At 72.9% G+C, this 12,070-nt stretch carries 9 protein-coding genes and 1 pseudogene; 6 read left to right on the top strand and 4 right to left on the bottom strand.

The genetic code is table 11. The annotated features are described in order from the left end of the window. Positions 1-50: 50 nt before the first annotated feature. Together Q2K16_RS03380 and Q2K16_RS03375 are read right to left on the bottom strand one after the other, a co-directional pair. Entirely contained in the window at positions 51-188 is a 138-nt protein-coding gene (locus Q2K16_RS03380; RefSeq protein WP_302743488.1) for a hypothetical protein, read from the bottom strand. Positions 189-362: 174 nt separating this feature from the next. Beyond that, the gene (locus tag Q2K16_RS03375) at positions 363-2,000 is read right to left on the bottom strand and encodes an LLM class flavin-dependent oxidoreductase (RefSeq protein ID WP_302743487.1); all 1,638 of its coding nucleotides are present in this window, start codon (positions 1,998-2,000) and stop codon (positions 363-365) included. A gap of 232 nt (positions 2,001-2,232) precedes the next feature. Between Q2K16_RS03375 and sthA the strand changes: the two genes are divergently transcribed. From sthA to Q2K16_RS03355, 4 genes and pseudogenes are all read left to right on the top strand, one after another. After that, positions 2,233-3,636 carry a Si-specific NAD(P)(+) transhydrogenase gene (sthA, locus tag Q2K16_RS03370; RefSeq protein ID WP_302743486.1) on the top strand — a complete coding sequence of 468 codons (1,404 nt, stop codon included), beginning with the start codon at positions 2,233-2,235 and terminating at the stop codon, positions 3,634-3,636. A 144-nt stretch (positions 3,637-3,780) separates the two neighbouring features. Beyond that, on the top strand, positions 3,781-4,992 hold the full coding sequence (locus tag Q2K16_RS03365; RefSeq protein ID WP_302743485.1) for an ROK family transcriptional regulator: 1,212 nt from the start codon (positions 3,781-3,783) through the stop codon (positions 4,990-4,992). A gap of 168 nt (positions 4,993-5,160) precedes the next feature. Next, the gene (locus Q2K16_RS03360; RefSeq protein WP_302743484.1) at positions 5,161-6,309 is read left to right on the top strand and encodes an RNA ligase RtcB family protein; all 1,149 of its coding nucleotides are present in this window, start codon (positions 5,161-5,163) and stop codon (positions 6,307-6,309) included. Beyond that, positions 6,306-6,497, top strand: a pseudogene (locus Q2K16_RS03355) (peptide chain release factor H); the annotation flags it as partial. The gene Q2K16_RS03360 and the pseudogene Q2K16_RS03355, both read left to right, overlap by 4 nt. Before the next feature lie 19 nt (positions 6,498-6,516). Here Q2K16_RS03355 and Q2K16_RS03350 read toward each other — a convergent pair. After that, a complete protein-coding gene (locus Q2K16_RS03350) occupies positions 6,517-7,140 on the bottom strand; it encodes a DUF1349 domain-containing protein (RefSeq protein ID WP_302743483.1) in 624 nt (207 codons plus the stop codon). 99 nt (positions 7,141-7,239) lie between these two features. On the opposite strand from Q2K16_RS03350, the gene Q2K16_RS03345 reads away from it, so the two are divergent. After that, complete coding sequence (locus tag Q2K16_RS03345) at positions 7,240-8,070, top strand: PIG-L family deacetylase (protein ID WP_302743482.1); 831 nt, start codon at positions 7,240-7,242, stop codon at positions 8,068-8,070. Between the two features lie 179 nt (positions 8,071-8,249). Here Q2K16_RS03345 and Q2K16_RS03340 read toward each other — a convergent pair whose 3' ends face one another. Then, positions 8,250-9,455 carry a S8 family peptidase gene (locus Q2K16_RS03340; protein ID WP_302743481.1) on the bottom strand — a complete coding sequence of 402 codons (1,206 nt, stop codon included), beginning with the start codon at positions 9,453-9,455 and terminating at the stop codon, positions 8,250-8,252. Between the two features lie 345 nt (positions 9,456-9,800). Between Q2K16_RS03340 and Q2K16_RS03335 the strand changes: the two genes are divergently transcribed. Next, positions 9,801-12,044, top strand: coding sequence for a M4 family metallopeptidase (locus Q2K16_RS03335; protein WP_302743480.1), 2,244 nt, complete (start codon positions 9,801-9,803; stop codon positions 12,042-12,044). The last annotated feature ends 26 nt before the right edge of the window (positions 12,045-12,070 follow it).

Here is a 12,070-nt window from a genome sequence, read left to right as displayed (position 1 = left end):
CGGCGGCTACGACGAGATGGTGAACGCCGCCGCCACGCCGTGGTGGCCGGTCAGTCGTCGCGCTGGCGGTCCGACCGGCGGGTGGTACGGGCGACCACGACGGCGGCGGCGAGGCTGAGCGCGGCGGCACCCAGCTGCAACAGGCCGTCGAGCAGATCGACGAGGTCGGCGAGAGAGGTGGAATCCACTGTGGCCTCCGGGGGTCGATCCCCCGCCGTCCGCGTGCCGCGGAGGCGGCCCCCCGGGCCCGACGGTGACAACCGCGGGCGCCACCGGAATTATGGCACGGCGGCCCGAACGGCGTCACCCGCCGACCGCTGTCCGTCGCGGGGCCGGGCCGGCACCGGAGCGACGCCGGCCGGTCAGAGCTGCCCGGGGTAGAAGCCGTACCGGGCCAGGGGTTCGACGATGTTCTGTTCCTCGTAGGACAGGTGGGACAGCAGGGTGTCGGTGAGCACGTCCACCGCCTGCTGGAGGCCGGTGAGCCGCCCCGGATCCCCGATCAGCGCGACCAGGGCCCGGTCGACTCCCTCGACGACCTCGTGGATGACGACGTGTTCCTGCTCCAGCCGGTCGATCACCGGGACCAGCCCCGGATCGGCCCGCCGCAGGTGCGGGAAGATCGCGTCGTCCTCCAGCCCGTGGTGCTGGGTGACGAGCGTGCAGTAGGCGGCGCAGTACGCCCCCAGCGTCCAGTTGTTCTGCCGCAGGGTCATCCGGTTGAGCACGCCCCGGGCGTCCCCGGCGGACACCACCCCCCGCCGGACCTGGTCGAGCAGGTCGCGGATCTCGCCCAGTTCCCGACGTAGGTGGTCGTGCACGTCGACCAGGTGCCCACCGACGGCCTGGGCCTGCGGGGAGTAGACGTGCCCGGCCGGGGCGGGCGGGGCGACCGGCCGGGTCGACTCGTCCCAGAGCCGGTGGTCGCTGTGCCGTACCTCGGGTGCGGGGGTGGGGGTGACCGCGAGGCCCGCGACGCCCCCGGCCCGGACGGTCTCCCGCCGCCCCTGCGCCGGTCCCGCCGCACCTGTCGGCTCCGCCGTCCCGCCCGCCGGCCCGGCGGGCTCCCCCGGCGGCGGGGCGGCCGGCGCGGGGGCGGTCGAGCCGGCCCGCTCGGCGGCGACCAGTTCACGGACGCCGGGGGCGACCTCCTGGGCGAAGAGCTGGATGCTGGCGGGGTCGTCGGTGCCGAGGACGAACCCGGAGGTGCCGTGCTCCAGCACCAGGTCGGTCAGCTCCCGCACCCACTGCCGGGGCGGCCCGTCGAGGAAGCCCGCGCCGGTGCCGGTGAACCGCCCGGAGACGTTCAGCAACCGCCGTACCCGGGCGGGGTCGCGCCCGGCCGCCGTCGCTCCCTCGTCGACGAGCGCGTTGAGCCCGGCCAGGTCCGCCGGCCCGTTCGGCAGGTACGCCAGCGAGGGCAGCCAGCCGTCCGCCGTCCGGCCCACCAGCCGCAGCAGCCTCGGCTTGTACGCCCCGACCCAGATTCCCACCGGGTGTGCCGGGGCGGGGCCGCGCTTGGCGCCGACCACCCGGTAGTGCTCGCCGTCGACCCGTACCCCGCCGCGCCGGTCGGCGGCCCACACCTCCCGGATGATCCGGATCGCCTCGTCGAGGGCGTTCACCGCCTGCCCGGGGGTGAGCCGTCGGCCCCCGTTGGCCTCGATGGCGTCCCAGAACGCGCCCGTGCCGAGGCCGAGTTCGACCCGGCCGCCGCTGAGCAGGTCGAGGCTGGCGACGCTGCGGGCCAGCACCACCGGCTGCCGCAGCGGCAGGTTGAGCACGTTGCCGGCCAGCCTGATCCGGCTGGTCGCCGCCGCCAGGTAGGACATCAGCGTCCAGGTGTCGAGGAATCCCGGCTGGTAGGGGTGGTCCTGGAAGGTGACGAGGTCCAGGCCGGCCTGCTCGCAGAGCCGGGCGCGGGCGACGACCTGATCCGGGTGCCCGGCGTCGGGGGTGAGGAAGCCGCCGAACAGCAGCTCGTGTCCGTAGTCGGTCATGACGCTTCCGTCACCTGCCCCCTCGTCGTGTCCCCGGCGTCGCCAGGCGGCCCGGCACGGCTGCGGCGACCGGCCCACCGTAGCGCCGACCTGCGCCGACCCGCCGGGCGGTCGCGGGTTTCGGGCCGCGCGGGGTGAGGTGCCGGTGCGGTCGGACGTCGACGGTGAGGTGCACGGCCACCGCGACGATCACGACTGGCACATCTTGCGACCGCTTGCGAGGCTAGGAGCCGTGTATGACTACGACCTGTTGGTGCTGGGCTCCGGGCCCAGCGGTCAGAAGGCGGCGATCGCCGCCGCGAAGCTCGGTAGGCGGGTCGGCATCGTGGACCGCCGCGACATGATCGGTGGGGTGTGCATCAACACCGGCACCGTCCCCTCCAAGACGCTGCGGGAGGCCGTGCTCTACCTCACCGGCCTGAGCCAGCGGGACCTGTACGGCAGCAGCTACCGGGTGAAGGAGGAGATCACCGTCGGTGATCTGGCCGCCCGGACACAGCACGTGATCAGCCGGCAGACCGACGTCATCCGCAACCAGCTCGCCCGCAACCGGGTCGCGTTGATCACCGGCACCGGCCGGTTCGCCGACCCGCACTCGATCTGGGTGGACGGCGGCTCCGGGCACGAGTCGAAGCTCACCTTCGACAAGATCGTCATCGCCGCCGGCACCCGCCCGGCCCGGCCGGACAGCGTCGACTTCGACGACCGGACGATCGTCGACTCCGACGGGGTGATCAACCTCCAGGCCGTGCCCCGCAGCATGGTGGTGGTCGGCGCGGGCGTGATCGGCATGGAGTACGCCTCCATGTTCGCCGCGCTCGGCACGAAGGTGACGGTGGTGGAACGCCGCGACGGGATGCTCGACTTCTGCGACGAGGAGATCGTCGAGTCGCTCAAGTACCACCTGCGCGACCTGTCGGTGACGTTCCGCTTCGGCGAGGAGGTCGCGGCGGTCGAGAAGCACGAGACGGCCGCGCTGTGCATCCTCAAGAGTGGCAAGAAGATCGTCGCGGACACCGTCATGTACTCGGCCGGCCGGCAGGGGCAGACCGACGACCTGGCCCTCGACGCGGCCGGGCTGGAGGCCGACCGGCGCGGTCGGATCGCGGTGGACGAGCACTACCGCACCAGCGTCGAGCACATCTACGCGGTCGGTGACGTGATCGGCTTCCCGGCGCTGGCGTCCACCTCGATGGAGCAGGGCCGGATGGCGGCGCTGCACGCCTGCGGCGAGCCGGTGCGTGAACTCCAGGAGTTGCAGCCGATCGGCATCTACACGATCCCGGAGATCAGCTTCGTCGGGAAGACCGAGGAGGAGCTGACCAACAGCGCCACCCCGTTCGAGGTCGGCGTCGCCCGCTACCGCGAGCTGGCCCGGGGGCAGATCGTCGGCGACTCGTACGGCATGTTGAAGCTGCTGGTCTCCCCGCAGGACGGGCGGCTGCTCGGGGTGCACGTGTTCGGCACCGGCGCGACCGAGATCGTCCACATCGGGCAGACGGTGATGGGCTGCGGCGGGACGGTCGACTACCTGATCGACACCGTCTTCAACTATCCGACCCTGTCGGAGGCGTACAAGGTCGCCGCGCTGGACGCGTCCAACAAGATCCGCAACATCACCCGGATCGAGGGGTGAGCCACCGGCTGTCGCGGGCCCGGCGGCGGGTCCGCGACGGCCGGTGGACACGGTCACCGGCCGGGTGGGCGAGGTGGCTGGCGGCCGCCGACGCCACTACCCTCGACGGGTAGTCAACCGCCGATCGACAGGGTCCGCCTCGTGATGCCGAGAAGTCCGACCGTGGACGGGCAGTCGCCGGGTGACAGCCGCCGCCGGAGCCTCGGGGCACTGCTGCGGCGGGTGCATCTCGGTGGCCCGGTGTCGCGGGCCGGGCTGGCCGAGTGGCTGGGCGTCAACCGCAGCACGGTCCTGGCGCTCACCACGGAACTGGTCGCGGCCGGCCTGGTCCGGGAGGGCTTCCCCGAGCTGACCGGGCGGGCCGGCCGACCGTCCCTGGTGGTCCGGCCGGCCGCCGACCGGGTGTACGTGCTCGCCTTCGACATCGCGGTGGACCGGCTGGTCGCGGCCCGGGTGGGGCTGGGCGGGGCGATCCAGGACCGCCGCGAGGCGCACCGGGCCCGCGCGGGCGCGGACCTGGACACCGTCGTGGGCGTGCTGGCCGATCTCGGGCGGCAGTTGCACGGCACGGCGGCGTCGGGGGCGACCTGCGTCGGGATCGGCGCGTCGTACTGCGGGATGATCCGGCCGGGCGACGGGATGGTGCGTTTCGGGCCGGACATGGGTTGGGTGGACCAGGCGTTCGGCGCGGAGCTGGCCCGCCGGCTCGATCTGGGGCTGCCGGTCCTGGTCGGCAACGAGGCCCACCTGGGCGCGGTGGCCGAGCACCAGCGCGGTGTGGGTGTCGGCGTGAACAACCTGGTCTACCTGCACGGCGACGTCGGGGTCGGCGGCGGGATCATCGTCGGGGGCGAGCTGCTCGGCGGCGACGGCGGGTACGGCTCCGAGGTCGGTCACATGCTGGTCAACCCGTACGACGGCAGACCGTGCGGGTGTGGGTCGCGCGGCTGCCTGGAGGCCGAGGTCGGGGAGCGGGCGTTGCTCGACGCGGCGGGTCGGCCCGCCGACCGGATCGGCCGGGGCGCGGTTCGGGAGGTGGTGGACGCGGCGGACCGCGGCGACCCGGCGGCCCGGGAGGCGTTGCGGACCGTCGGCGACTGGCTCGGCATCGGGGTGGCGAACGTCATCAACCTGTTCAACCCCGGCATGGTCATCTTCGGCGGGATGCTGCGGGAGGTGTACCGGGGCTCGGCGGCGCACGTACGGGAACGGATCGCCGTCAACGTCCTGCCGGTCTCGCGTACCCGGGTGCAGCTGCGGGTGTCCGCCCTCGGTGACGACGCGACCCTGGTCGGCGCGGCGGATCTCGGCTTCACCCGGCTGCTCGCCGACCCGTTGGGGATGCCGGTCGGCTGAGCGGCCGGCCGAAAACCCGTTGGCGGGAGCGGTCCGGTGGGCCAGGCTGGTGGGCATGACGTACTGACGGACACCTCCGCATCCCGCCCGCGCCGCACCGCGCGCCACCACGCGCCGTCGTGCCACCGCGCGCCGTCAGTCCGTTGCCGTCACCCGAAACGAGCGTCCGTGTCCCCACAGCATTCCCTGCCGTCCCCGACCACGGCCACCGTCACCGTCTTCGCCTCCCCCGGGAGCTGGATCGAGTCCGACGCCGTCAGGCAGTGCCACCAGGTGGCCGCCCTCGACGGCATGCGGCACGTCGCCGCCATGCCCGACCTGCACCCGGGCAAGGGTGCCCCGATCGGCGCGGCGATGGCCTCGACCGTGCTCTACCCGCATCTGGTGGGCTCCGACATCGGGTGCGGCATCGCCGTCTTCCCGATCGACCTGAAGCGGGCCGTGCCCGAGCGGATCGCCGCCCGGTTCCCGGACCTGGACCGGTCGCCGGACCCCGCCGATCCGGCCTGGTCCGTCGTGCCCGGCGAGCCGCCCGCCGGTCACGTCGAGGGGCTCGGCACGGTCGGTCGGGGCAACCACTTCGTCGAACTGGCCCGGATCGACACCGTCCTCGCGGCGGACCACGCGGACCGGCGCGGGCTCGCCGTCGGTGACCTCGTGCTCATCGTGCACAGCGGGTCGCGGGGCCTGGGCGAGCGGATCCTGCGGGCCCACACCGAGGCGCACGGCGCGGGGCCGGCTCCCGACCCGGCCGGCTACCTGGCGCGGCACGACGAGGCGGTCCGTTGGGGCGCGCTCAACCGGCGGGTGCTGGCCGCCCGGGTCGCCCACGCCCTGGGGGCCGCACCCACCGAGCCGGTCCTCGACCAGTGCCACAACCTGGTCGAGGTCCGCGACGGCGGATACCTGCACCGCAAGGGGGCGGCCCCGGGCGACGGCCGGGACGTGCTGGTCGCCGGCACCCGGGGCACCCCGTCGTACCTCGTGGCAGGGCACGCGGGCCCGGCGGCCAACCATTCCGTGGCCCACGGCGCGGGCCGCAAGATGTCCCGCGCCGACGCGCTGCGCCGGGGGCGGGCCAAACACACCGTCGCGCAGTTGCGGCGTACGCCGGTGGGCTCGCTGGTGGTGTGCGGTGACCGGCAACTGCTGTTCGAGGAGGCGCCGACGGCCTACAAACGCATCGAGCAGGTGGTCGCCGACCTCGTCGCGCACGACCTGGCCACCCCGGTGGCGAGCACCGTCCCGCTGGTCACCTACAAGACGCCCGACCTCGGGCCGGCCCGCCGGGACGGACGTCGGCGGGGTCGGGGGTGAGCGTCCACCTGCTCCTGTCGGCCGGGCGCGGCCCACAGGAGTGCGCCTGGGCGGTGGCCCGGCTGCTGGGCCGGTTGGCGGCCGACGCCGCCCGGCACCCGGTGGACAGCCACCGGGTCGAGTCCGTCCCCGGCGACCGACCGGGCACCTACCGGTCGGCCCTGGTCCGGCTCGACGGGCCCGGTGTGGCGACGGCCGGGACCCGGGTCAGGAACCGTTGCGCAGGTCGGCCAGCCGGTCGCGGGTGAAGCGGATGTCGTCGAAGACGACCCGGCAGCCGTCGCCGGTGGGCGACTGCGCCTCCAGGCCGATCGTGGCGGCGGTGGCCGCGCCGTCGATGCCGAAGTACCTGACCATCCGCCAGGTCCGTCCGTCGACCGAGGCGTGGTACGCGAACGCGTTGTCGATCCGGGACACCCGCAGCCAGACCGTGGGGGCGTCGACGACGAAGGCGTTGGCGTCGTCGGCGACGCCCCGGGCGACCACCGAGACGATCATCGGTTCGCCGTCGGGAGAGAGTTCGAAGCAGAGCTTGCCCCAGTGCCGCTCGTCGACCCAGAGCAGCAGCACCCCGGCGTCGTAGGTGGCCGCGAAGTCGACGGTGACCCGGGCGCTGAACTGGAAGTCGCCGTCCGGGGGCGGGCCGAGCAGGGTCGCCGCGTCGAGCGTCGGCCCGGCGGCCGGGTCACCCGCCGCCGGATCGATGAAGATGTCACTGCGCGGGGCCGCCGACCCGGTCACCACGCCGTCCGCCTCGGCTATCGTCCACGCCGCCTCGGGCGACGGTGACAGGGCGAACGGCAGACCCGGGACGTTCCAGCTGGTGGTCATGGCGGCCATTATCCGCCGACGCCGCGGCGCACATCGCCCGGCCGGTCCCCTGCCGGGTCGGTGCCCGCCGCGGTCGGTCGGGCCGCCTAGGGTGAGGGCATGGCTGAGCGAGGTCTGACCCTGATGGCGGTGCACGCGCACCCCGACGACGAGGCGACGAGCACCGGTGGCGTATTGGCCCGGTATGCGGCGGAGGGCATCACGACGGTGTTGGTGACCTGCACCGACGGCGGTTGCGGCGACGGCCCCGGCGGGGTCAAGCCGGGCGACCCGGGGCACGACCCGGCCGCCGTGGCGGCGATGCGGCAGGCCGAGCTGGAGGCCAGTTGCGCGGCGTTGAAGGTCAGCCACCTGGAGACGCTCGGCTACGCCGACTCCGGGATGATGGGCTGGCCGACGAACGAGCTGCCCGGTGCGTTCTGGACCACGCCGGTGGCGGAGGCGGCGGACCGGTTGGCGGAGCTGATCCGCCGGTACCGGCCGGACGTGGTGGTCACCTACGACGAGAACGGCTTCTACGGCCACCCGGACCACATCCAGGCCCACCGGATCACCATGGCCGCCGTCGCGGCGACCGACATCCCGGCCAAGGTGTACTGGACCACGGTGCCGCGCACGGCGTTCGCGGAGTTCGGCCGGGTGATGAGGGAGCTCGGCGTGGAATGGGCCGAACCGGAGGCGTCGGACGCCCCGGGGCCGCAGCTCGGCCTGCCCGACGACGAGATCACCACCTGGGTGGACACCAGCAGCCACGGGGCGCAGAAGTTCGACGCGTTGGCCGCGCACGCCAGCCAGACCGAGAACATCTTCTTCCTGCGGATGGGCCGGGACCGGTTCGTCGAGCTGATGGGCCGGGAGACGTTCGTCCGGGTCCGCGACACCACCGGTGCGCCGCTGCCCGAGGACGACCTGTTCGCCGGCCTGCGCTGACCGGCCGGTCCGGCGCTGCTGTCTGCCGCCTGGCGACGCCGCCGTCGGAAGCGGTGCGACCGCCGCCCTGGTCGGGCGGCGGTCGCACCGGGCGCTTCCCAGCAGGTCGTGCGGCCAGGAAGCCACTGACGGCCGTCCGCGCCGGGGGTGGCCCGGCGCGGACGGGTGGTGCGGATCGGTCAGCTACCGACGTAGAGGAGCCGGTTCGGGGAGCCGGCACCGGGGTTGACGACCACGTTGGGCGTGGCGGCGGCGACGATCGCCGCGTTCACCGTGGCGGGACTGGCCGTGGGGTTGTTCCGCAGGTAGATCGCGGCGGCACCGGCGACGTGCGGGGCTGCGAACGAGGTGCCGCTGCCGGTGTAGGTGGCGGTGTCACCGGTCCGCCAGGCGGCGGTGATGGCGACACCGGGGGCGAACAGGTCGAGCGCGGTGCCGTAGTTGGACCAGCTCGCCCGGGTGTCGGTCTGGTCGGTGGCGCCGACGGTCAGCGCCTCGGTCACCCGGGCGGGTGAGGTGCCGGTGGCCGGTACGCCTGAGTTGCCGGCCGCGATGCTGTAGGTGACTCCGGCGGCGATCGACCGGCGGACCGCCGCATCGAGGGTGGTGCTGGTGCCCCCGCCGAGGCTCAGGTTGGCCACCGCTGGACGGGTCGCGTTCGCGGTGACCCAGTCGATGCCGGCGATGACACCGGCCGTGGTGCCCGAGCCGCTGTTGTTGAGCACCCGGACGCCGACGACCGTGGCGTTCTTGGCCACGCCGTACGCGGTGCCGGCGGCGACCGAGGCGACGAAGGTGCCGTGACCGTTGCCGTCGTCGGCGTTGTTGTCGTTGTCCACCGCGTCGTACCCGCTCACCGCCCGGCCGGCCAGGTCCTGGTGGGTGATCCGGACGCCGGTGTCGACGACGTAGATGCGTACCCCGTTGCTCGGCCCGTAGGTGAAGGACCGGTTGAGCGGCAGGTTGCGCTGGTCGATCCGGTCCAGCCCCCACGAGGGTGGGTTGGTCTGGGTGCCGAGGGCCTGTACCCGCTGGTCCTGCTCGACGTAGGCGACGGCGGGGTCGGCCGCCAACCGGCGGGCCACCCGTTCGGTGAGGGTGGCGGACCAGCCGTTGACGGTCCGGCCGTAGACCCGGTCGACCCGGCCGCTGCCGTGGCGGGAGGTGATGTCCTCGGCGCGGGTCCGGTCGATCCGCTGCCCCTCCTTGAGCACCACGAGGTAGCTGCCGTCGATCGCGGTGGGCCGGTCGGCGCCGAGAACGGCACCGGTGGCCGGCGTCGCCGCTGCCGGGTTGACCCCGGCGGTGGCCAGCATCATGCCGGCGAGGGTGGCGGCGCCGAGGGCACCGACCTGACGGCGGATGACGCGCGGGGTGAGCCTCACTGGGCTGCTCCTTCCAGGGCCGGTCGACGGGTGCCGACCGGCGGCCCTGCTTCCACCGTGGATGGCAGAGCCGAGAACCTTTGGCGATACGTCGGGTTCGACGTGTCACCCACGCTAGGGATCGGACAGCGATCGAAGGTTGCCGTTCTTTTAGGTGAGTGTTGTCAATGGGTTCCGTCCGTAACGGGGGCGGAACGCCCCAGGCACAACTCATCGGTCATAGCATCGCCGGGATGGACAACTCGGTATGAATATCCATCGACAACCGTCTTCCCAGACTCTCCACAGCCGACGATGATCGCGTCATCGAAAGATGCGAGAGCATCTCGGATTGGGGAGGTCAGTTTGAGATCAGCCCTAGCGCTGGCCGGCGTCACCATGCTGGTCGGCAGTGGTCTCGTGGTCACCACCACGGGCGCGTCCGCCGCTCCGCCCACCACCCCGGGACCGACGCTGGTCGCCGCCGCCGACACCGCGCTCAAGGAGCACTCCCGCGCCGTCCGGTCCTCGGCGAAGGACCGCTACTCGGTGCACAGCAGCAAGCGGGACGCCCAGGGCCGGGGCGCGGTCCGCTACACCCGCACCTACGACGGGCTCCGGGTCTACGGCGGGGACGTGGTCATCCGCACCGAGGCCGACGGTGAGTACGCCGGCAGTTCGGTCGGCCTGGCCGCCCCGCTGAGCCTCGCCACCACCCCGAAGGTCAGCGCCGCCAAGGCCCGCAAGGCGGCGACCACCGCGTTCTCCGGCCGGATCACCGGCACCGGCCCGGCGGAGCTGTTCGTCGACGCGAGCAGCGGGACCGGACGGCTGGCCTGGGAAACCGTGGTGACCGGCTGGGCGACCGACGGGCAGACCCCCTCGAAGCTGCACGTGATCAGCGACGCGCTCACCGGCGCGCGGATCGGCGCGTACGACGAGATCGAGTCCGTCGTCGGCACCGGCAACAGCATCTACGCCGGCCCGGTCTCGATCGACACCACGCTGTCCGGGTCGACCTACAGCATGATCGACCCGACCCGGGGCAACGGCCGTACCTGTGACATGAACAACGGCACCTCGACCTGCACCACCTTCACCGACGCCGACAACGTGTGGGGCACCGGCGCGGCCTCGAACCGTCAGTCCGCCGCCGTCGACGCGCACTTCGGCGCGGCCACGACGTTCGACTACTTCACGAACGTGCACGGGCGCAACGGCATCTTCGGCAACGGCACCGGCGTGCCGAGCCGGGTGCACTACGGCAACGCCTACGTCAACGCCTTCTGGGACGGCGCGCAGATGACCTACGGCGACGGCTCGGGCAACGCCCGGCCGCTGGTCGCCCTCGACGTCGCCGGCCACGAGATGTCCCACGGCGTCACCGAGAACGTGGTCCCCGGTGGCCTGACCTACTCCGGCGAGTCGGGCGGCCTGAACGAGGCCACCAGCGACATCTTCGGCAACATGGTGGAGTTCTACGCCAACACCCCGGTCGACCCGGGCGACTACCAGGTCGGCGAGAAGATCAACATCAACGGCAACGGCACCCCGCTGCGCTACATGTACGACCCGACGCTGGACGGCTCCTCGCACGGCTGCTGGTCGACCAGCACCAACAGCCTCGACGTGCACTACTCCTCGGGCGTGGCCAACCACTTCTTCTTCAACCTGGCCGAGGGGTCCGGCGTCACGTCGTACGGCACCTCGCCGCTGTGCGGCTCGGCCCCGCCGGTGACCGGGATCGGCCGGGCGAAGGCGGAGAAGATCTGGTTCCGGGCGCTGGACGTGTACTTCGTCTCGAACACCCGCTACGTGAACACCGCCCAGCCGACCAACACCGCGCGGATGCACACCCTGTCGGCCGCCACCGACCTGTACGGCCTGTGCAGCACCGAGTACAAGGCCGTGATGGCCGCCTGGACCGCGGTGAACGTCACCGGCACCGAGTCGTGCGCCGCCAACGATTTCACCGTCGCGGTCACCCCGACGACGCTGACCCTCGACCCGGGCACCTCGGGCACCGCCACCGTCACCACCACGGTCATCCGGGGCACCGCCGAGACGGTCACCTTCTCGACCGGCCCGCTGCCGGCCGGGGTGAGCGTGTCGTTCTCCCCGGCGTCGGTCACCGCCGGTGGGTCGACCACGGTGACGGTCACCGCCGCCGCCACCGCCGGCAGCGGCACGGTGCCGATCACGGTGGTGGGCACCGCCCCCTCGGTGGCCCGGACGACCACGCTGAACGTGACGGTGAACGGGTTGCCGGGCTGCTCCGGCAGCAACGGCACCGACGTGCCGATCGCCGACAACTCGACGGTGGAGAGCACCATCGTGATCAGCGGCTGCGCGGCGACCCCGTCGACCACCAGCAAGGTCGAGGTGCACATCGTGCACACCTACATCGGTGATCTCGTGGTCAGCCTGGTCGCCCCGGACGGCAGCGTGTACACGCTGCAGAGCCGCTCGGGGGGCAGCGCCGACAACATCGACCAGACGTACACCGTGAACCTCTCCTCGGAGGTGGCGAACGGCGCCTGGCGGCTGCGGGTGCAGGACGCGGCGAGCCTGGACACCGGTTACCTCAACAGTTGGAGCCTGAACCTCTGACGCGTCGGTGACACGGGCGGGCCATC

This window comes from Micromonospora cynarisoli (genome assembly GCF_030518815.1).
Lineage (GTDB): Bacteria > Actinomycetota > Actinomycetes > Mycobacteriales > Micromonosporaceae > Micromonospora > Micromonospora wenchangensis.
The sequence above is the reverse complement of the archived record's forward strand: the minus strand, read 5'-3'. Positions and strand labels throughout refer to the sequence as shown.

Bases quoted from the DNA above. Each gene is read 5' to 3' on its own strand.
- Q2K16_RS03375 (WP_302743487.1), bottom strand. From the start codon at position 2,000: ATGACCGACTACGGACACGAGCTGCTGTTCGGCGGCTTCCTCACCCCC.
- Q2K16_RS03350 (WP_302743483.1), bottom strand. From the start codon at position 7,140: ATGACCACCAGCTGGAACGTCCCGGGTCTGCCGTTCGCCCTGTCACCG.
- Q2K16_RS03365 (WP_302743485.1), top strand. From the start codon at position 3,781: ATGCCGAGAAGTCCGACCGTGGACGGGCAGTCGCCGGGTGACAGCCGC.
- Q2K16_RS03345 (WP_302743482.1), top strand. From the start codon at position 7,240: ATGGCTGAGCGAGGTCTGACCCTGATGGCGGTGCACGCGCACCCCGAC.